The sequence below is a fragment of the Indolivaga capnocytophagoides genome (genome assembly GCF_036511535.1).
Lineage (GTDB): Bacteria > Bacteroidota > Bacteroidia > Bacteroidales > Dysgonomonadaceae > Dysgonomonas_A > Dysgonomonas_A capnocytophagoides.
The window spans coordinates 1-19,140 of sequence record NZ_AP028867.1 but is presented as its reverse complement, the minus strand read 5'-3'; the positions used below and the strand labels follow the sequence as shown (position 1 = coordinate 19,140).

Annotated in this window: 21 protein-coding genes; 9 read left to right on the top strand and 12 right to left on the bottom strand. The window is 36.3% G+C overall.

Features of this window, described 5'->3' with window-relative positions:
• Positions 1-146 precede the first annotated feature (146 nt).
• Entirely contained in the window at positions 147-644 is a 498-nt protein-coding gene (locus tag AABJ51_RS00105) for a hypothetical protein (RefSeq protein ID WP_051290691.1), read from the bottom strand.
• Between the two features lie 327 nt (positions 645-971).
• On the opposite strand from AABJ51_RS00105, the gene AABJ51_RS00100 reads away from it, so the two are divergent.
• Genes AABJ51_RS00100 through AABJ51_RS00085 form a run of 4 tightly spaced genes read left to right on the top strand, consistent with a single transcriptional unit; the run spans position 972 to position 3,644 of the window.
• The gene (locus AABJ51_RS00100) at positions 972-1,733 is read left to right on the top strand and encodes a DUF5040 domain-containing protein (RefSeq protein ID WP_338373880.1); all 762 of its coding nucleotides are present in this window, start codon (positions 972-974) and stop codon (positions 1,731-1,733) included.
• A gap of 42 nt (positions 1,734-1,775) precedes the next feature.
• Positions 1,776-2,873, top strand: coding sequence for a DNA replication/repair protein RecF (recF, locus tag AABJ51_RS00095; protein ID WP_338373879.1), 1,098 nt, complete (start codon positions 1,776-1,778; stop codon positions 2,871-2,873).
• Between the two features lie 13 nt (positions 2,874-2,886).
• Positions 2,887-3,180, top strand: coding sequence for a DciA family protein (locus AABJ51_RS00090; RefSeq protein ID WP_338373878.1), 294 nt, complete (start codon positions 2,887-2,889; stop codon positions 3,178-3,180).
• Positions 3,181-3,197: 17 nt separating this feature from the next.
• Positions 3,198-3,644 carry an acyl-CoA thioesterase gene (locus tag AABJ51_RS00085; RefSeq protein WP_338373877.1) on the top strand — a complete coding sequence of 149 codons (447 nt, stop codon included), beginning with the start codon at positions 3,198-3,200 and terminating at the stop codon, positions 3,642-3,644.
• 53 nt (positions 3,645-3,697) lie between these two features.
• Here the strand turns inward: AABJ51_RS00085 and AABJ51_RS00080 are convergent, their stop codons facing one another.
• Both AABJ51_RS00080 and AABJ51_RS00075 read right to left on the bottom strand, forming a co-directional pair.
• Entirely contained in the window at positions 3,698-4,192 is a 495-nt protein-coding gene (locus tag AABJ51_RS00080; protein ID WP_134435930.1) for a flavodoxin, read from the bottom strand.
• A 170-nt stretch (positions 4,193-4,362) separates the two neighbouring features.
• Complete coding sequence (locus tag AABJ51_RS00075) at positions 4,363-6,177, bottom strand: DUF349 domain-containing protein (protein ID WP_338373876.1); 1,815 nt, start codon at positions 6,175-6,177, stop codon at positions 4,363-4,365.
• A 712-nt stretch (positions 6,178-6,889) separates the two neighbouring features.
• Between AABJ51_RS00075 and AABJ51_RS00070 the strand changes: the two genes are divergently transcribed.
• Positions 6,890-7,429 carry a hypothetical protein gene (locus tag AABJ51_RS00070; protein ID WP_338373875.1) on the top strand — a complete coding sequence of 180 codons (540 nt, stop codon included), beginning with the start codon at positions 6,890-6,892 and terminating at the stop codon, positions 7,427-7,429.
• A gap of 9 nt (positions 7,430-7,438) precedes the next feature.
• A complete protein-coding gene (locus AABJ51_RS00065) occupies positions 7,439-7,906 on the top strand; it encodes a hypothetical protein (RefSeq protein WP_338373874.1) in 468 nt (155 codons plus the stop codon).
• A 79-nt stretch (positions 7,907-7,985) separates the two neighbouring features.
• Here AABJ51_RS00065 and AABJ51_RS00060 read toward each other — a convergent pair whose 3' ends face one another.
• Positions 7,986-9,767: a hydroxymethylglutaryl-CoA lyase-like TIM-barrel protein gene (locus AABJ51_RS00060; protein ID WP_026626258.1), complete on the bottom strand. Its 1,782-nt coding sequence runs from the start codon at positions 9,765-9,767 to the stop codon at positions 7,986-7,988.
• Between the two features lie 477 nt (positions 9,768-10,244).
• Here AABJ51_RS00060 and AABJ51_RS00055 point away from each other — a divergent pair, with 477 nt between their 5' ends.
• Complete coding sequence (locus AABJ51_RS00055; protein ID WP_035331593.1) at positions 10,245-10,886, top strand: ExbD/TolR family protein; 642 nt, start codon at positions 10,245-10,247, stop codon at positions 10,884-10,886.
• Positions 10,887-10,945: 59 nt separating this feature from the next.
• Here AABJ51_RS00055 and gldD read toward each other — a convergent pair whose 3' ends face one another.
• The 7 genes from gldD to AABJ51_RS00020 form a co-directional block, all read right to left on the bottom strand.
• Entirely contained in the window at positions 10,946-11,551 is a 606-nt protein-coding gene (gldD, locus tag AABJ51_RS00050) for a gliding motility lipoprotein GldD (protein WP_338373873.1), read from the bottom strand.
• A 98-nt stretch (positions 11,552-11,649) separates the two neighbouring features.
• Positions 11,650-12,117, bottom strand: a complete 468-nt coding sequence (locus tag AABJ51_RS00045; protein ID WP_026626259.1) for a single-stranded DNA-binding protein — start codon at positions 12,115-12,117, stop codon at positions 11,650-11,652.
• Between the two features lie 86 nt (positions 12,118-12,203).
• Complete coding sequence (locus tag AABJ51_RS00040; RefSeq protein WP_035331598.1) at positions 12,204-12,737, bottom strand: mechanosensitive ion channel domain-containing protein; 534 nt, start codon at positions 12,735-12,737, stop codon at positions 12,204-12,206.
• A 197-nt stretch (positions 12,738-12,934) separates the two neighbouring features.
• Positions 12,935-13,441 (bottom strand): ferritin, encoded by a 507-nt coding sequence (locus tag AABJ51_RS00035; RefSeq protein WP_026626261.1) that lies wholly within the window; start codon positions 13,439-13,441, stop codon positions 12,935-12,937.
• A gap of 121 nt (positions 13,442-13,562) precedes the next feature.
• A complete protein-coding gene (locus AABJ51_RS00030; RefSeq protein WP_338373872.1) occupies positions 13,563-14,318 on the bottom strand; it encodes a TPM domain-containing protein in 756 nt (251 codons plus the stop codon).
• Between the two features lie 86 nt (positions 14,319-14,404).
• Positions 14,405-14,986: a LemA family protein gene (locus AABJ51_RS00025; protein ID WP_338373871.1), complete on the bottom strand. Its 582-nt coding sequence runs from the start codon at positions 14,984-14,986 to the stop codon at positions 14,405-14,407.
• A 619-nt stretch (positions 14,987-15,605) separates the two neighbouring features.
• On the bottom strand, positions 15,606-15,746 hold the full coding sequence (locus AABJ51_RS00020) for a hypothetical protein (protein ID WP_338373870.1): 141 nt from the start codon (positions 15,744-15,746) through the stop codon (positions 15,606-15,608).
• Between the two features lie 153 nt (positions 15,747-15,899).
• Here AABJ51_RS00020 and AABJ51_RS00015 point away from each other — a divergent pair, with 153 nt between their 5' ends.
• Positions 15,900-16,682, top strand: coding sequence for a hypothetical protein (locus AABJ51_RS00015; protein ID WP_338373869.1), 783 nt, complete (start codon positions 15,900-15,902; stop codon positions 16,680-16,682).
• Between the two features lie 118 nt (positions 16,683-16,800).
• Positions 16,801-17,577 (top strand): hypothetical protein, encoded by a 777-nt coding sequence (locus AABJ51_RS00010; protein ID WP_338373868.1) that lies wholly within the window; start codon positions 16,801-16,803, stop codon positions 17,575-17,577.
• Between the two features lie 62 nt (positions 17,578-17,639).
• Here AABJ51_RS00010 and dnaA read toward each other — a convergent pair whose 3' ends face one another.
• Positions 17,640-19,040 carry a chromosomal replication initiator protein DnaA gene (dnaA, locus tag AABJ51_RS00005; protein WP_026626267.1) on the bottom strand — a complete coding sequence of 467 codons (1,401 nt, stop codon included), beginning with the start codon at positions 19,038-19,040 and terminating at the stop codon, positions 17,640-17,642.
• Between the last annotated feature and the right edge of the window lie 100 nt (positions 19,041-19,140).

Below are 19,140 nucleotides of genomic sequence, written 5' to 3'. Positions count from 1 at the left end.
AATCAACAATCTTCTTTTAAGACTCTTTAAGTTCTTACCGTAAAAATAAGATCATCTTTTAAGAATTTATCTCTACTATTTTAACAAAAAAGACCGGAATACTTAATTAGTAAGCAGTCCGGTTTTATATTTCTTTGATTAGCAAATCAATCGTTTTTATATGGAATGTTTTTAGATTCGCAAAGTTCTACGATGCGGCTTTTTACGATCTTCAGGTCATTGTATTTTAACCCGCTGATATCTATATTGTAAGTTTTACCGTCAGTTTCGTTCATCTTGAGGTAACTAACTCCAAAACTTACTTCTTTGATGTTGATCCACTCCGAACGGTAAACGCTTTTCTGATCGGGCATTTTCACATAAATAGAATCAGAGTTTAACTCTAGGATCGGTTTTGCTGCCCATACCGTTACATTCAGGACTAATATTGCTCCTAAGATAACAGCTATAAGACCGATATAAAAATCAAATGTAAACTGATTGCCTATCGCAAGGCCGACACACCTGTACAATCCGAACAGAATAATATATCCGCCGGCAATCAAAGACAAAAATTTATGTGACTTCGAATTATTATAATTGATGCTCAATTCTCCCATGCTATCTATTCTTTTAAGATTTATCACAAAGATAATGATATCCATGGATTTTTTGCTGGGACAGAGAAAATAACAGACAACCGCATTTCTGATTTTTAAGGTCTCAGACCTTTTTATTGATTTTGTAAGCGTAACAGAACAGTCTATAACAGAGAAAAAACATATCATCAAATGCTTTTTTTAATTATCTATATTGTAAAAGATGAAAGTAAAAATGAGAAATTCGATAATTCCGAAATAAAATAGACATAAGAAAAAGTCTTATTTTAGTGTAACCTTTTTCAGTCAATGACAAATTAATAGCCAATAATTGATCACGTTTGACTGTTAACTGATTTCCGCTTACCTTTGTTTTATAAAAACAGAAAAAGTATGATCAAAAAAGTATGTTTATTAGCCTTGATGGTTATTACTATAAGTGCCTGTTCTCAGAATAAGTACAAGTTATTATTAACCGGAGCTTCATTTGCATCGGACGAAAACGGCTGGTTCGAAGTAGGATGCAGGCAATTGAATGCCACACCAGTAAACAGGGCAGTAGGAGCGGAAGCAATAGCAGATGCTGCCAATAAAATGGCAAAAGGTGAATTGTATACCAAAGCCGAACTGGAAGAAATAGATGCGTTTGTGATAATGCATGTTCACGATAAAGATGTAGTTGAAGATTCGGAAATAAAGGAGAATATCGAAGATTATAAGATTCCTTTTGACCGCTCGAATTATGCTGCTGCGTACGATTATGTAATAAAAAAATACCTGACGGATTGCTATAATCTGAAGTTTGATAAAAACTCGAAATACTACAATACTATTACCGGTAAACCTGCCATTATTGTTCTTTCGACTCATTGGCACGACAGTCGCCCTTTGTATAATCGCACAGTTCGTGAGCTGGCTGAAAAATGGGGATTTCCTGTAATAGAATTCGATCGTTATATCGGATTTTCGAAAAATGCCCTTCATCCCGTCACCAAACAACAGACAAGCATTATTTTTACAGATAACAATACCGAAGATATTGACGGTGAAGTATTCGGATGGCATCAGTTTAGGGGAGAAAGCCAGTATATCCAGCGAAAGATGGCTGCTGTCTTTGTTGAGGAAATGAAAAAAGTACTTCCAGTAAAAGAATGATAAGGTTTCAGCTCTTATTTATTTTAAATATCTTTGTATGTTATGATTTTAGAGCGTTTATCCATTTTAAGCTATAAAAATATAGATCAGGCAGATTTGTCATTCTCCCCCAAGGTAAATTGTTTTCTGGGCAATAACGGTATGGGGAAGACTAACCTGCTGGACGCTATCTATTATTTATCGTTTTGCAAAAGTCATAATAATCTGATAGACTCTCAAAACATAAAACATGATGCAGATTTATCTCTAATACAGGGTTATTATAAACAAGATAATGGAAAGGAGGATGAATTTTTCTGTGGAATTAAACGCCGCCAGAAAAAGCAGTTTAAACGTAATAAAAAAGAATACGAAAAACTGTCCGATCATATCGGATGCCTGCCCTTAGTTATGATATCTCCTGCCGATTCGGACTTGATAACGGGAGGAAGCGAAGAGAGACGCAAATTTATGGATGTAGTACTCTCGCAATTTGACAAAGAGTATCTGCAATCCCTTATTCGCTACAACAAAGCTTTGCAGCAGCGTAATGCTTTGTTAAAATCAGAGATGCAGACCGATGGATCGCTATATGAAATATGGGAAGAGCAGCTGGCTGCTGAAGGGATAATTATCTATCACAAACGCAAATCGTTTATAGATGAGTTTGTGCCTACATTTCAGCATTACTATAATTTTATATGTCAATCGAACGAAACAGTTTCTCTGACTTATGAGTCTCAACTGGCAGAGGGAAATCTTCTCGGTTTACTCAAACAGAAACGTGATCGGGATAAGATTTTAGGCTATACAACAACCGGAGTCCATAGGGATGATCTGGATATGCAGCTAGGCGATTATTCGATAAAGAAAGTAGGATCGCAAGGACAGAACAAAACGTATGTGGTGGCCTTGAAGCTGGCACAGTTTGACTTTCTTCAAAAATCAGGAAAGATAACTCCGATTCTTCTTTTAGATGATATATTTGATAAATTAGATTCGTCCCGTGTCGAACAGATCGTGAAGTTGGTTGCAGGAGACAATTTTGGGCAGATATTCATCACAGATACAAACCGTGAGCACTTGGATGAAATCCTTCGGGGGCTGAATAGCGAATACCATCTCTATCAGGTACAATCGGGAGAAGTGAATAAGTTATAACAGATATAATAAGATGAGAAAGCATAATACAGAAAGTCTGGGTGAAGTTCTCCGACAATTCTTCGAGGAGAATCCTTTCTTTCAGCGAAAACTAGCTGAGAGCAGGGTTATCTCCGGTTGGGGAAAAATTCTGGGTTCGGCAGTCGCTTCTTATACAACAAATATCTATTTCAGAAATAACATTTTGTATGTACACCTTTCTTCATCTGTATTGAGGGCAGAACTTATAATGGTTAAAGAGCGGATTGTCCAAAACCTCAATACTCATGTGGGAATGGAAGTCATACAGGATATAATATTCAGATAAGATACAGAATACAAAGAATGGAAACAAAAGAAAGTATCGTAACAGAAGAGGCTTTTAGACACTCATTGCCTATTCAGATACGGTTTAATGATGTGGATGCAATCGGGCATATCAATAATAATATTTATTTCAGTTATTTCGATCTGGGGAAGATCAATTACTTCGAAGACTTGAAGGCCTCTTATGTCAGTTGGATCGATGGTATTATTGTGATTGCACATATTGAAGTCGACTTTGTGGCTCCTGTTTTCTATAAAGAGGAAATAGCTGTAGACACAAAAATCGTAAAAGTGGGAACAAAGAGTGTGACCTTTTTGCAGCAGGTCAGAAATACACTTACAAATGAGATTAAATGTCGCTGTCACTCGGTTGCGGTGACATATAATCCGAAAGAGCTGATTGCCATGAAAGTGCCCGAGCTTTGGAAGGAGGCAATTGCCGAATACGAAGGATGTACTATATAAATAGAATGCCCCAGCCAGATGGTTGGGGCATTCATGCCATATAACAGTTTTTATTAGATATATTGCTTTAAGTCATTAACCCAAGCATCTACACGTGAATCAGTTTGGTCAAATTCGTTATCATCATCAATAGCTAAACCAACAAACTGACCATCAACAACAGCTTCCGAATCATCGAAAGTATAGCCTTCTGTAGATACAGCACCTACTATCTCTGCATTATCTTTGATAGCATTGTATAACTGCCCCATTCCGTTAGCAAAAGTATCAGAGTATGATGAACTATCACCTAACCCGAATAGTGCTACTTTCTTTCCTGAAAAGTCTAGTGCCGAAAATTTAGGAAGGACAGAATCCCAATCATCCTGCAATTCTCCGTATCCTGTTGTAGATGCTCCTAGTATAAGGAAGTCGTAAGGCTTTAATTGATCCAGACTGAGGTTAGCAACATCATACAAATCGCCTGCACCTAGTGCTTTCTGAATTTTAGCAGCTATATCCTTAGTTGCCCCTGTAGAAGTCCCATAAACTATTGCTATTTTGCTCATGATAAATTTTATTTTTTAGTCTTAAAAAAAGAACTATGTTATTTAGATTAATTTTAAATAATAACAACAAAGGTATAGATAAGTTCGGGAATACAGCCATTTTTGTTTAAGTCTAAAAAAAAAGAGGCAAATCTTAAGATTCACCTCTGATATTTACTTGATATTCAGATTTAATCAATATTGTTTAAACTGTTATCAATTGTTTCTATTTTCTGAACAATCAGATCCAGTTCATTTTTCAAATCCTGAATTTTGTGTTCCATATCTTTGAGTAAACCTCCGGCTCCTTTTGATATAGATAAAAATCCCATATTATTTTCGTATGTCTGCAAATCGGACTTTACCTTGTTAAACTGATACATCAGTTTTTCGCGTTCTTTATAAAGACGTCCTTTAGGCTTTTCAGATTTAGAGATATCGTCCAGATTAGATTTGAATGACTGGAAACGTCTTTCTGACTTATCCATTTTTAATCGATCGAACTGGACATCAAGAGCAGCCTGATATTCTTTGTAGATTTTGTCTTTTTCTTTGAATGGAACAAATCCTACTTCATGCCATTCATTCATGTATTCACGCAAAGTAGTCATTTCGTCTGATGAACCAACTTGTTCCAGATTATTTATTTTCTCTATTATAGCTTTTTTAGCATCCAGATTTGCAAGCTCTTCCTCTTTTTGAGAAGAGGAATTTTTATTCTTTTGATCGAAAAAATAATCGCAAGCCGAAACAAATTGCTTCCAGATAGCGTCAGAATATTTACGTGGAACAGGACCTATTATCTTCCATGTTTTTTGAATTGTGATCAGCTCATCTGCTGTCTTTTTCCAATCAGTACTGTCTTTCAGTGATTCAGCACGCTCGCAAAGCTCTCTTTTCTTCTCAAGGTTGGCTTCCATCTCATCTTTCTGATGTTTGAAAAACTCGGCTTTTTTCTCAAAAAATGTATCACATAGACCTCTGTATTCTTCAAATATCTGATTATTAAATTTACGAGGGACGAAACCTATAGTTTTCCATTTAGCCTGTAATTCAATAATTTCTTTGCTTTTGTCGTCCCATGCTTTGAATGAATTCAATCCTGAGTAATCAATCGCTTTCAGAGTTTCGCAGATAGCCGTTTTTTCAGCCAGGTTATTTTCTTCCTGTCCTTTTAGCAATTCAAAATGAGATTGGTGTCTTTTGTTTATCTCTGTAGAAGCAGCTTTAAAACGTTCCCATATCTGGTCACGCAATTCTTTGGCTACAGGGCCTATTTCTCTCCATTGCTGATGAAAATTCTGTAATTGATGAAACGCCGAGACTACATCTGATTCGTTCTGCAATTTTTCAGCAGCTTCGCAGATTGAAGTTTTGAGATCAAGATTCTTTTTGAAGTCATAATCCCTGAATTCGTTATTTATCTTAATCAAGTCATAGAATTTCTCAGAATATGTTTGATATGATTTCCAAAGTTCGTTTACTTTTGCGGCCGGAACTTGTTTTATTTCTGTCCATTTGGCTTGCAAGTCCTTGAACTCTTTGTATAGCTTATTGAAATCATCTGTACTTTCTGTCAGATTTTTTAAAGCATCAATAATCTGATACTTCTTTTCGAGATTGGTTTCCTTTTCCTTTTCGTCCTCAGCCAGAGCTATTGCTCTTTTTTCTTTTATCAGGTTAAGAAGACCCTTAAATTCTTCTTCAATTGGATCTAGTGGAGCTGCAAAAGCATCTTCCTCACCTCCATCGGCAATGAACAGATTCTTGAGATTCTCGTTTTCGGTAGATTTAAGTTTATAAAACGCATGCTTCAGGGCTTCTACTTCGGCTCTGGAGGGTACATGCTCGTGTTTTGATAGTTCCTGTAATTTTGAAATTATCTCCTCTTTTGTCAATGACTGATAGTCGGGCAATTGAGGTTCAACAGTAGTTTCAGCTTGCTCTGTATTAGCAATAATTGCTTCATTTTCAGATTGCAAAGCAGGATCAAGATTCTCGTTCATAATAGGATAAGTTAGGTTCGATATTCCACTTATTAAATTGTTAGAGTCAAAGGCTTACTCTATAGCCTTGTAAGTTTTTTAAGGTCTCAGACCTCTTTATTTACTTTGTAAGCATAGGTGCAACAGATAGTTATTCTTTTTAGATGTGTCATTAAATACTTTTGTTACTTAATGCATATCAATGTTACACACAATATTAAAAACTCATCATAACTCGGTTACACAAATTAATGAATTTTTTTTCGGATAACTGACATTTATTTTTTTATTTTTTAATATTTACGGTCTCCTCTTTCTAAAAGCTAACAAAAAATCAGTTATCAGTCAACAGTTATCAGTCAACAAATGTCATCATTCATTTTCAATTCCCATGAAAAAGGTAACAAAAGTCACAGCAAGAATTTATTTTTCTATTGTTACATCTTACCCCTCTTTCCCCTAAAGGGGATTTAGCTGTCGCTTGAAAAGCCTCTTCAGGGAGTTGGGGTTATTCTTCGAAAAAGGTTACAAAGGTTACTCGAAATTTGCATTTTCCGATTGTTACCTTATTCCCATATTAGCACATTTTCTCATTGAATTCCAGCCATTCAAAAAACTCTTTTCATATAGATAAAATTATAGAATGACGCCTTAAATAAATTAGAAGAGGTAGATTTTATAATTTTATCTATATAGAAAATTCAATTATTTTCTAATTCAAAATTTAAACAAAATGAATTCTAGACAAAAACAAATCAGTAATGTATTAAGTAAAAAAGTAAATTCACAACGAGAAAATTTTCTCAGGAAACAAGTTTCTTCATTTATCAAGTTCCAAAACAACAAATACACTCTTAACCTTTCGCATGAGGAATGCGAAAGAATAGGAATATCACCTTTGGAATATAAAAAAATTATGGTAGATTTGGAAAAGAGAAATAATCTCAATCAAGAGATTAATCTAAGTAAATGGACTGAGAAAACCTTAGGAACACTCCAATCTATTGGGACAGAAACAGTGTCTGAAGGATTTTGGGCTCCAAGAGGAGCTAAGGCTGTCGAATTTTCATGTATTTCTTATGCCGCAGCAACACCTGGGTTTACATGTCAAACTAAAGCTTTAGGCACATTCCATATCCAAGGAAAATTTGGAACTATAGGAAAACTACAAACCATAACAGTCCCCCTAGCAGCTTCTGATTGTGGTGTTGAAATATTTTTTCATACAACCGACTCTAATGGAGGACTAGCTCGGTGGAAACTAATTTTTTAATTTCTATTTATGAAAATAACGCTATTTTCAATCTTTATTCTTACTCTATTTATCTTTTCGGCTTGCAACAAGAAGACTGAAAACAAAACGCCAGAAAAACCCGTTACAGCAAAAGACTTGCATGTAAAGCTACGTGATGATTACAAATACGTAAATTTTATTCCCGATAGTCTTCGAACTACCGAAGACCGCTTATTAGGTATAACATTAGGGAAAACTTATATGGAAAATGTAGAGGTAGTAAATAACAGACTAGTATTAAAGCTTAAAAGGGAAGATCTTAAAAAATACAACATTCCAGATCCTTATTATGAGATTCTTCTAAACGAACTTAGCGATCATAATTTCTATCTCGATAATAATACAGACATGGTGGAAATGATGCTTGAAAACTTTAGCTTCGAAAAGAAAAAGTTATATATAGCCGAATGTCAACATCTAATTGACTCTTTACAGAATATCATAAATAAAAAATAACCCAATACAAAAAAATAAAACCGGACATCTCGAAAAGAATGTCCGGTTTTTATGTTTTAGCACAAAAGGTCTGCGACCTTTAGTCGATAAATGCTAGAATTTGGTTCTTCTGAACTTTAGCACCTTGTTTAGTTTCGATCTGAACGATCTTACCCGATTTAAGAGCTTTCACTTCTTCAATTCCGTAATAAGCCTGAATAAAACAGATTACATCGCCTTCTTTAACCTGAGTACCAACAACAGGTGCAGTAGAAGCATCAGCTAAATCTATTTGCCAGATAACCTGTCCAGATACAGGAGTTTGTACAGGCTGTGCATCTGGATATTTTTCAGTAACTTTCTCTACATCGAAGTTAGGAACTTCCACTACAGGACGTACCGAAATAATAGGAGCATTAGCTTTTTCTTTGGCTTTTTCCAAATCAGCATTGAAACGTTCCTTAGCTAAGCCCGATTTATAATCGCGGTACTGACGGTCGTGCATAGCCAATTCGAATAATTCCTCATCATCTTGTCCGTATTCCCAGCCGTTATCGTCCATTTCCTTGCGGAATGTATCAAGCGCATCGGGATATTCTTCCTGAGGATTACCTGTATAGAATTCAAGATTCTTAGATTTTGCCAATTCAATGATTTCATCATCCAATTTACCGGGAAGTTCTCCAGCTCTGCCCAAGATCATATTCCAGCTGTCTTTGTCTATATTAGAGAAACGAGGCTGACCTTGTGCCATTGAGAAGATATTCATCAATGCGATATTTTTAGTATACTGGCTGAATGGAGTAACCAAGGGAGGATATCCGAGTTTAGGCCAGATATAAGCAACTTCGTCAAATAGTTGTACAACCAAATCATTCAATGTCACTTCTGCTTTACCATTGTTGCGAAGAGCCATATTGATAGCCGAGTGCATTCCTTTCAGGTCAGCCATCATAGATCCCATCATACCTCCGGGAAGTCCGCAACCGATAAGCAATGAGTTCATCAGTTTGTTAGACGGATCCATAAAGTATCCTAAGAAATCATCTACAAATTCCTGAGTCAATGCACGGGCTTCCATATAGGCCTTCATGTTGATATCGGGTACAGTAAAGCCGGCGTCTTTCAACATAGCCTGTAATGTAATGATATCAGGATGAACCATCCCCCATGAAATAGGCTCGATAGCTGCATCCAAATAATCAGCTCCGGCACGCGCAACTTCCAACATAGAAGCCACAGAGAAACCGGGTCCTGTATGTCCGTGATATTCAATAGGAATATTAGGGTGACGGTCTTTCAACGCCTTGGTTAGTTTTCCTAAAAATGCAGGACGACCAACTCCGGCCATATCTTTCAAGCAGAATTCATCTGCACCGAAATCCACCAGTTTATCGGCATATGCCAGATAATAATCTACTGTATGAATAGGTGAGTGTGTAATACAAAGGGCTGTCTGAGAAATCATACCTGCTTCTTTCGCATATTTTACCGAAAGCTCCAGATTACGAGCATCGTTCAATCCGTCAAACGAACGTGAAATATTGGTCCCTTGAGCACATTTTACTTTAAACATCAAGCGGCGCACATCCTTCGGAACAGGATTCATACGCAAACCGTTAAGACCTCGTTCCAACATGTGTGTCTGAATTCCTACCTCATTAAAAGGAGCAGTCCACTCACGAACAGCCTTGTTCGGATTTTCTCCGTACATCAGATTTACCTGTTCGAAAGCCCCTCCGTTAGTTTCAACACGTGCAAAACATCCCATATCGATGATTACCGGAGCAATGCGTGTCAGTTGGTCTACACGAGGTTGGTATTTACCTGATGATTGCCACATATCACGATAAACGAGACTGAATTTGATTTCTCTTCCCATAGCGTATTTATAATAAAGTTTTAAAGACCGAACCAATCAGTTTCGATAATAAGAAACGGTCTTAAAATTAAGATGAATTCTATTGCATTTTTTAGAGGTCACAGACCTTTTTAATCAACTTACTTTCTAAAGATTATACCATAGGATACTCTCTTTTGCTAAGCATACTACAAATTTAAAAGTTTCCTTTCAAATAAGAGAACAATTTAAGATATTAAAATTATCAATTTGATATAAAAAAATATGATAAAATCAAAAACTGCACTATTACATAAAAAGTGTGCAATAAAATTCGTCTTCGAATATATTATATTGCTAAATATAGGTTACAATCTGATATAGAACCCTATGGAAAAGAACAGGCTCATGAAATAAAAATAATTTTCATTTTTTTCATTTTCGCTTATGGAATAATAAACACAGATGACTCTATTAGGTAAAAGGATAAAAAGTATAAACCATTTAAATCTTATAGTCATGGCAGCAATCGATACTAACACCAACAATGGCGGCAAAAGAAAAGGTCAACCAACCAAGTTAAATCTAAAAGTAGATTTCACACCCATGGTAGATATGAATATGCTGCTGATTACTTTCTTTATGTTCTGTACAACTTTGGCTACCCCTAAAGTAATGGATGTAATAATGCCGACAAAAGAAAGCGATCCTAAAAATCCGACTGAAACTCCGGAATCCAAAACCCTAACCTTGCTGTTAAGCGAAAACGGCAAAGTATTTTACTATTGGGGAATACCGGATTATAACAACAATGCGACTTTGAAAGAAACAACAGTAGAATCCGGGCTACGGAATATCTTACTCGAAAGGAATACTCATATTACAGCTCAGGCCAATGAATTAAAGGAAAAGAAACGTAATAAACAAATAACAGATGAAGAATTCAAAGCTAAAGTATCTGAAATAAAGAAATCAAAAGAAAACCTGACTGTAATTGTAAAGCCGACCGACAAATCAAATTACAGCTCATTAGTCAGAACTCTGGACGAAATGCAAATTTGTAATATCGGACGCTATGCGATAGTAAATGTAGCCGAGGGCGATAAATTTTTATTAGACAATAAAAACAACAATTATATAGCACAAGCAACGAAAGACTAACCTCTTTATTACTACTTTTGATTGTAGCCGTACGGATGAGCCAGTCTCTGAAGTACGGCTTATTTTATGAAATGAGACCATGATAAGGTTTCCATTAAATGCTCAACATCTTTCCTTACCATTTCAGTGACCGGAGCAACCGAGTCTATATTTATCCGCTTAGTTCCGGATTCATAATACAGCGAGCCACGAAGAAAATTTGCAATACTGTCTGTTACATAAAACTGAATAGGTGTAGCCACATCTCCATGGATCTGATAAAGAATGCCTGAGACATTATTATCTTCACTTACATATTGCTGCTGATCAATGCCGTCAGCCATCGAAACATGACTGTATACCAAGTGATGATTATCTTCCAGAGCTTTCGCCAGACGATCTTTTTTTAATGGTAGATAAGTACAATGGATTACAGCATTATAAGAGGGGTATGATATATCGAACCATAACTCGGAATCGCTTCTTCCGCTACTTGATATCTGTATTTTTGCTAAATTGGAATGAAATAGTAAAAACCGATCAAACTGGTATTCACTGTAGTTATAAATCGGTATCTCAATACGCCCATACTCTACGGACTTGGGTACAGGTGCTCTATTATTGCACCCTGTAAATACAAATAATAAGAATAAAAAAAATGCAGATAAGGTTACAGACCTTTTCATTGATTTTATAAACATAACAGCAACAGATCGTTATATTTCCGGAGTATCATTAAATATTTTTTATTATTTAACAACTTACCTGCATTTTTACATCAAAATCAGAATGGTAAATCATCCACTTCATCTGCTGATGTTTGTTGCGGTGTACTCATTGATTGTGAAGACGACTGACTCTGTCCCATTGGAGCTTGCTGTCCAAAAGACGAACCGGAAGCATCTGACATACCTTCGCCACGTTTCCCCAACAATTCCATATTGTCGGCATATATCTCTACAACATAACGTTTCACCCCATTCTGATCGTCATACGAACGGGTTCTGATACGTCCTTCGATATATAATTGAGTGCCTTTCTTTACAAACTGCTCCGCTACTTTAGCAAGACCTCTCCAACATACAATGTTATGCCATTCGGTACGGTCGGGCACTTGTGTTCCGTTTGCTGCGGTGTATCCCCGTTCGGTTGTGGCAAGAGGAAAATTCACTACTGCACTTCCATTATCAAAATATCTGATATCCGGATCTTTTCCTACATTACCGACTAGTATTACTTTATTTACAGACATATAACTTATTGTATTATGGTATAAAACCTATTTTTATTCATTTCTTACAAGAGAACAAATATAAAAATATTTTTTCACATGATGGTTTATTCATCGCTTTCTTCCTCCCATGGATTAACCTGAAGAATCATCACTCCTTTTTGAAAAAATAAAGAGTTAGGATACGAAACGATCTCTCCTTCTTTAGTCCTTAAATGAGTATGAAAAGCAAGAATGTCTTCGACTTTAGCATCAAACGGAATATCTTTATCTACAATACGGATATAATCTCCAATCTTGAACGGGGTTGTAAAAAAGATAATAATTCCGGCGGTAATATTGCTCAGCATCGACCACTGTGCAAACAAAGCCACGCCTATTACCGCGAATATTGAAGATAAAGCAACCAATAAGTTATGCGGATCAACTCCCCAGATAATAATCAATATGATAAAAGCAAGACAATTGACAGTCACTGCAAAAATACGGACAACCTGACCTGTTCGGTTTTCGGTTTTCCCTTTCATGAAAGCGTATTTTCTCAATACGGTTTTCGTTAAATGCCTTATCACAGGAGTAGCGACCAATACTGAAATAGTAGCTACAATCTGCACAAAATATTCATTTATAATATCCATCATATACTTAACTCTTTTATCAGAATAAGGTCTCAGTCCTTTTTATTGTCCACCCAAACATACCAGCAACAGCCTGTTATTCATTTAAAATACGACTTTAATACTTCCTATTATTTAAAAAGGACAGATTAATCAATCCATCCTTTTTACTATTATCTATTTATAAACTCGTTTACTGATAAATAAACAGGTCTCATACTTTAGAAAGAAAGTGGAGAATATTTTCTCGATTTCAGTTCTTTATCAAGAGTATATATACCGAAGCCGTTATCTTTGATCATTTCAAGGCTGTCGATATATTCCTGTGCTGTTTCTTCTTCTTCAACTTGTTCGTCGATAAACCACTTCAACATAGATCCGGTAGCATAATCTTTTTCTTCATTAGCTAATGTCATCAGATTATCGATCAGTGCTGTCACATGTTTTTCGTGAGCCAACGCAGCTTTAAATGCATCGATCGGCGAAGCCCATGAATGAGGCACTTCTTTAATAGGCAGGATAGTTACTTCACCACCTCTGGACACTATATAATCGAAAAATCTCATAGCATGATCATTTTCTTCCAAAGCCTGCACTTTGAACCAATTAGCAAAGCCTGATTTACCTTCTTTAGCAAAATGAGCCGACATAGAAAGGTATAAATAACCAGACCAAAACTCTGCATTAATTTGCTTATTTAATGCTTCTTCTACTTTCTTACTTAACATAATGACGAATTTTGTAATTTAATAATATTTTGACTTATGACATTTACAAAGATATACGATTTCAAATAAAAGACACATTCGTTTTCTTTCAAAAGGTCTATCATTATATCGAAAAAATCTATTACCAGCTACGTCCTGCTCCGCCGCCACCAAAGCTTCCGCCACCACCGCCGCCGAAGCCTCCTCGTGATCCGCCACCAAAACTTCCACCGCCAAATCCACCGATAATCGGGGGAAAGAATCCACCTCCGGAAGAACGATTTCCACGATTATTGCGATTGATTTTACTCATGAAATAAATAAACAGCAGAATTAATATCACACTGATGACCGTTTCGGTTGTACTCGGTCCTTCGTCTTCTTCCGGATCAGCCTGAAATTGTCCGGACAAATAATTAATCATTGCCTGTACCGCATCTTTCGTCCCTGTATAATAATCGTTCTGACGAAATGAAGGTATCATATAATTATCTATAATACGACCGACACGAGCATCGTTGAGCTTTTCTTCGAGACCATAACCTGTAGCGATAAAAACATCACCACGGCTATTACCGATCTTAGGCTTTATCAGTATCACCGCTCCGTTATTTTTGCTTTTCTGACCTATACCCCATTTTTCACCCAAGCGGAAAGCATAATCAGATGCAGCATATCCACCCAAATCTTTAACCGAAACCACATATATCTGGGTTGAAGTTGAGTCGTTGTAATCAAGCAGCATTTTTTCGAGTTCGGCTTTCTCCTCATTACTGAATATTCCGGCAAAATCATTTACTAAACGAGGCGGAGACATCGGTTCGGGAATATCCTGTCCGAAAACAACAGCCGGAAACAGGAATACAAACAGGAGCATTATTGAACGAATAATCTTCATAATCAATAAATTCAATGATATGCAATAGGTTCGACATATTTCTGCGTGTCGAACCTATCTTTTAAGTAACAAATAGATCTATGACCTTAGAACTCAACTTTAGGAGCTGTCTGGCTACCTGCTTCAGCTTCGAAATATCCTTTCTTGGTAAATCCGAACCATCCCGCCCATATAGTCTGAGGAAACTGTCTGATATACTGATTGTAATCTTTTACGATCTCATTGTATTTATTTCTCTCTACTGATATGCGATTTTCTGTCCCGGACAACTCATCCTGCAAAGCCAGAAAGTTTTGATTCGCTTTCAGATCCGGATATTGCTCCTGAACCATAAGCAGTTTACCTAAGGCAGCACTCAGTTGTCCTTGAGCCTGTTGATATTTTTGTATATTTTCTTCGGTCAGATCATCGGCATTAACGGTTACCTGTGTAGCTTTAGCACGGGCTTCCACCACTTCTTTCAATGTATTTTCCTCGTGCGAGGCGTACCCTTTCACTGTAGAAACAAGATTTGGAATCAAATCGGCACGACGCTGGTAAGCGTTCTGTACTTGTCCCCATTGAGCAGAAGAAGCCTCCTGTTTGTCAACCATTGAGTTGTATGAACAACTGGAAAATAAGACTGAAATGAAAACAGCCAAAAGCAAAACAATATTAGTTCTTTTCATGTATCTTTATGTTTTAATAATTGATTAAAATTAGTAATCTTTTTTTCTTATCAGAGCTTGTTGCCGCAATTATTTATATAAACCTTATAAAATAAGTAACAGAAAGCATTTAATGTGTATATTTATATTGGTTAAACACACAACAATAAAACTTGTTTATTTTAGCTTTCATTTTTCCAAAAATCACTCATATCATCCTTATTTTTAGCTTTTATGATAAGCTCAACTAAGCCACTTTATTAAATTTTATATATATTTGCCATTGAAATCAATCTATCGATATATATCCATGTTCTATTTTTTCACATATACAAACACCCAAAACAACTTAAATTTTAACAATTTAGGTTTGGCGGTGTCGTGTGAAATATTAGAGAGAGAGAGAGAGAGAGAGAGAGAGACGCATCTAGCGTAATAATCAAACAAAAATTTCTATTGTGTCAAAATGACGGAGCACTTTTTTATGCTTCGCATAAACAGTTATCAGTTATCAGTCAACAGTTATCAACTGAACTTGTATTTGAATATCATTGCTTTGCGCCATTTTCGCATCTGCTAATTTTCATATCTGTCAATTGGCTAATCTTCACATTTAGACATTATACCAAAGTTCAATTAATCATTGATAACTGTTCACTGATAATTGTTCACTGTTCAATCGGTTGGCTCGGCATACAGTGTCGGATAGAGTTGTTATATCGTTGTCGTTCAAACTTCCGACAATGTAATAAATTGCCAGTAAGCCAACTATCATACGCATCGGGGTGCAGTGATTGCACCTTGATGCTTATTTCAGGCAACAGTTATCAGTTGACAGTTATTGATCCTGATTTAACCACAAAATATACACCTATAACAAAAAATATAAACAACAAACGGGTCTGTGACCCCATAAACAACAATAAGAACAACAATGAAAAAGAAGATTTTATTATTGATGGGAGTATTTTCCATCGGCATTGCCATTCATGCCCAAATCGGCATCAATACGGATACCCCACTGGCACTCTTTCATATAGATGCTAAGCGAAATACAATATCAGCATCCGCAGGTGTTGATGACGATCTGGTCGTGAATAACGTTGGTAATCTAGGTTTGGGAACTACGACACCCCCGAATAAAGTATCGGTCTATTCTTCCGGAACAGACACAGGGCTGCATCTGTCTAACGGAGCAAAATCGGGGAACACACTATCATCAGACATCTCCGGTCATGCAGTATGGAAGGAAGGTAAAGTACAATATCAAACAGTAGTATATGGAAGCGGAGGGCAGATACAGAAAAATTCTATACTTCCTTCTTTTACAAAAATAAATACTTTAGATAATATTCTTGTAGACAAGGCAAAAGATATATACGGGTCTGCATATGGATGGGATAATGCCAATCAACAGTATATAGCACCTATTACAGGTATATATCGCATTGCATATCAAGTATATTTCCAGACACGAAATGATTCCGGTGGAGCAAACTTTAGAGCTTACCTACACCGCAATGGCTCTCAATACATCTATTCGGGTATTGTTTCTGTTACAGATATGGGTGTGGATATTGCTGCTTATACTATGGGAATAACGACACTAAACAAAGGAGATATCGTGGACTTAAGAATAGGAGCATATTCATCAACAGGAAACGTCGCTTACTATTCTGGAGCAGGGCATACCTTTCTCATTATCGAATCATTATAAATATTTAAGAATCAAAAACGTGTTTATAACTCTGGTAAGTAAAATAATCCAAGACTGTTACAAACTAAAAGCATAACATTAAATCCTTTCTTTCACTTAATCATAAAAATGAACAACAATGAAAAATAAGCATCTTATAATATATCTACTATCAATAGCTACATCATTATCAGGCCAAGTCGGAATCAACACAAAGAATCCGCTCGGAATATGGCATATAGACCCTAAAGGAGATACCACCTCTCCGACAAGTGGCATAGAGGATGACATTGTAATAACAGCAGATGGAAATATGGGAATAGGAACAAGTAATCCTCTAAACAAACTATCAATCGTTACAACCGGAGCAAATACCGGCTTATATTTACCAAATGGCGCATCATCCGGCAAGGTGCTAACATCAGATATACAAGGTAATGCAGTATGGGTATCAAGCGCAGTACAGTATCAAACATCGGTATATGGTAGTGCAAATGGACAAGTTCAGGCAAATGCAGTAATGCCCGCTTTTGCAAAAATCAATACATTAGGCTATGTACTGGTCGATAAAGCGAAAGATATTTATGGGTCTGCTTATGGATGGGACAATACCAATCAGCAATACATAGCTCCTGTTACAGGAGTATACCGCATTGCATATCAGGTATATTTTCAAACACGAGGAAATAAAGGGGAAAACTTCAGAGCTTATCTGCACCGCAATGGTTCTCAATATATCTACTCGGGTATCGTTTCTGTTACAGATGCAGGATCTGATATTGCAGCTTATACTATGGGGATAGCCACTTTTAATAAAGGTGATGTCATAGATTTAAGAATCAGTGCCTGGCCTACCGGTCAAGTAGCTTATTGGTCAGGCGTAGGACATACTTTTCTAATTATTGAGTCATTGTAAAAACAAGTAAGGCATCTCCTCTGATAGGAGATGCCTTATTTATTTTATGATAATAACCTAGATTATTTCTTCAATATTTTTTCTATTTCGTCCAAATCATCCCTGAACGATTTATCAACTTGAAGCTGATCTTTCACCGTTTTGCAGGCATGTAATACAGTAGCATGATTTTTTTTACCTATAACAGCCCCGATCTGTGCCAAAGACATTTCTGTATACAATTTAGACAAATACATAGCAACCTGACGAGCCTGTACGATTTCTCTTTTACGAGATGCTGTTTGCAGTAATTCTGTTTTTATATTAAAGTGCTTGCACACAACTTCAGAGATGCTGTCTACAGTAAGCTTCTTTTTCTCAATCTTACGAATTGCCTGCCCTATTACCCTTTTGGCCAAAGCCATATCCACTTCTTTGTTGTAGATAACCGAGTAAGCCATCAAAGAAACGATAATACCTTCCAGATCACGGACATTCTCAGTTACATTATCTGCTATAAAAGTGATAACATCTTCGGGTATAGAAAGACCGTCCTGCAGAATTTTATTTTTAAGAATCTTTGTTCTCAATTCAAAATCGGGGTTTTCCAATCTGGTTGTTAATCCCCATCTGAATCTTGTCAATAAACGCTCTTCAACACCCTGCAATTCAGCCGGAGCTTTATCTGATGTAAGAATAAGCTGTTTATTATTCTGATGTAAGTGATTAAATATATGGAAGAATGTATTCTGTGTTTTTTCCAATCCAGCCAACTCCTGAATATCATCTATAATAAGGACATCTATTCCCTGATAAAAGTTGATAAAATCATTTACTGTATTGAAACGGGTTGCATCAGTATATTGCACCTTAAACAAGTGAGCCGAAACGTATAGCACCTTTTTATCAGGAAACTGATCAAGAATGCGTGTACCTATAGCGTGGCATAAGTGAGTTTTTCCGACACCTGATGTCCCATGCAAGAACAACGGACTGAAAGCTGTTTTACCCGGATTATTTGCGATTGTTTCACCAGCTGTTCTAGCCAGTTTATTGCTGACACCTTCAAAGAAATTACCAAAAGTGTACTTTGGGTTCAGTTGAGAATCGAAGTCCGTAGGAACAACTTTCTGAAAAGGATTAGGAATCTTATTCGCCTGCTTTGGTGTAATTTTTTCTACACTCAAAGATTTAGCATCTCCACGGTAATCAACATGGGTATTTGTTGTATTTTCAACAAGAATCCTATAGTTAAGAATAGTTTCTTTTCCTATCTCACGATGAAGTGTCATCCGTAACAGATCTACGAATTTATCTTCTAAATACTCATAGAAAAATTGGCTTGGCACCTGTATCGTAAATACATTCCTTTCATACGAATGTGGTACAATAGGTGAAAACCATGTTTGAAACGTAATATCAGATACGTTATCTTTTATTACATTCAGACACTTATTCCATAAAATATTTACATTATTATTCATCGCTAAAAATCGGTAGTTCTATTTTTGTTTTCCTCTTAACTATTATTGTAATGCAAATTTTGGAAATAAATTCAGTTTAAACAAATCGGAATAAATTTGC